This is a genomic window from Methanocalculus sp. (assembly GCF_029762515.1).
Classification (GTDB): Archaea; Halobacteriota; Methanomicrobia; order Methanomicrobiales; family Methanocorpusculaceae; genus Methanocalculus.
In genome coordinates, this window is sequence record NZ_JARVGN010000395.1 from 1 (window position 1) to 2,061 (window position 2,061).

Below are 2,061 nucleotides of genomic sequence, written 5' to 3' on the forward strand. Positions count from 1 at the left end.
CAAGAACAGAAGAAATGAACTCAATGCCCTCGCAAGCAAATGTGCCCGCGAGCGGAATGAGCTGAACAACCAGACGCGCCAGTATGTCGAAGAAGCCCAGAAGCACAAGGAGCTTCGCGACTCAAGCAACAAAGATGTCTCCGATCTGAAAGATCAGAGAAATGTCCTGAATGAACAGGCAAATGTACTCTTTGAGGAGCTTGAAGAATATAAAAAAGAACATGGCAATATAAAAAAGGGCCAGGTTAAAGACATCCAGCGTCAGATTGAGTTTCTCGAGTTCAAACAGCAGACCGAAGCAATGAGTTCTGACAAGGAACGTGAGCTCGTTGAGAAGATCAAACAGATGAAAAGCCAGGTTCGCGAACAGGAAGCTGAACTTGAACAGAATAAAGAGATCCGGTCAAAGCTACAGGAGGCACGTGACCTCCGGAAACAGGCATCCGATCTCCACATCAAGGTGACCGAGAGTGCAGAGCTTGCACAGACTCATCACGATCTTATGGTGGAGTGCTACAGGAAAGCCGACAAGTCCCGTGAAGAGGCAGATGCCAGGCACCGTGCATTTGTCGAGGCACAGGAAGCAGCAGATGCCGAACACAAATCTTTCATCGAATGCCAGAAAGAACTCCGTGACTACGACAAGGTCATCAGCGGCATGCGGACAAAAACCAAGAAGGTTAAAACCGTTAAAGAGAATAAAACAGTCAGAATGGAAGCAGAAAAGATCTTCAACTCATTCAAGAGTGGAGAAAAGCTTACCACCGACGATCTTCTTCTCCTCCAGAGATCCAAACTCATTTAATTTTTTTGCAGAACGCACGATATGACTGAATAGGACCGGCAGGTCTTCTCCGGCAGGGCTATTTTTCAGGAAATCTTTTCTGACGATTTCAATCTGGAAAACCAGATTTCATTCATCATTCTGAGAAAACAACATTATTATCCTAATACGTTCATGTATTCTGTAATGGAGAAGAGGAAGACGCTCGTGCTGAGCGTCGATCGCGATGACGATATCGGATATAAAGCGAGGATAGAAAGTCCCGTTATCGGAAGAGAGGCGTGCCTTGAGGCAGCGAAACGCCTCGGGCTTGTCGATCCCGAAGATTCCGATGTGAATGCGATATTCCAGGCAGTCAAGACATATGACGAGCTGACTGCACGAGGAGAGGATGTGATAGTTTCTGTCATTGGCGGAAGCCATATGAACATGCTCGATGGAGATCGTAAAATCGCCGATTCGCTCTCACAATTAATCAATCAAACGAAGGTAACCGCATGCATCCTTGTATCTGATGGCGCTGAGGATGATTTCATCCTCCCGATCGTCCAGTCAAGGATCCCTGTTGAGAGCGTTAAACGGGTCATCGTTGCACAGATGCCAAACCTTGAGGGAACCTACTATATCATCAAGAAACTGCTCGATGATCCAAAGATTGCCCGTGTTGTTCTCGTCCCAATCGGCCTTGCAATGCTGCTCTATTCAGCAGCATACCTCTGGGGAAGACCGGATCTTGCAACCTTCTTTGTAGTCGGAGCTGTTGGAATTTATCTCCTCTTCAAAGGATTCGGAATTGATGAATTCTTCAGTTATCTCGTCTCGGGACTTCAGCAGTCTTTCCAAAAGGGGAGTTTCAGTTTTGTTGCATACATAACGGCAGCCTTGATCTCAATTGTTGCTGTAATCATGGGTTTAACGAGCCTTCTCGTTTATTATCCACAGGATGCCGGAGTTCTGCTCTTTTTCGCTGCATTTATTTATGGATCGATCTGGTGGTTTGTGGGCGCAGGGCTTGTTGCATTGGCGGGAAAGATCATTGATTGCATCCTCAATGAACAGGAGATGCTCAGCAGAATTGTGATCATCCCCTTTTTTATCGGAGCGATTGGAACAATAATCTACGGGGCGAGCAGCTACCTGCTTTCAATCAGCAATGTGCCCGAATTCCCGGTCTCCGCGGGTAGCGGAGTGCAATCAATCATCATCTTCACAGTCGCCGGCCTTCTCTGTGCACTTATTGGTATCTATATCCAGTCAGCAACGAGCAAATGGGTCAT

The 2,061-nt window shown here is 46.8% G+C and carries 2 protein-coding genes; both read left to right on the forward strand.

Features of this window, described 5'->3' with window-relative positions:
* The coding region (locus tag QCH34_RS11375; RefSeq protein WP_300334252.1) for a phosphoserine phosphatase at positions 1-805 on the forward strand (805 nt) is incomplete at its 5' end.
* 165 nt (positions 806-970) lie between these two features.
* Positions 971-2,061 (forward strand): DUF373 family protein (locus tag QCH34_RS11380; protein ID WP_300334254.1); only part of this gene is annotated, 1,091 nt, incomplete at its 3' end.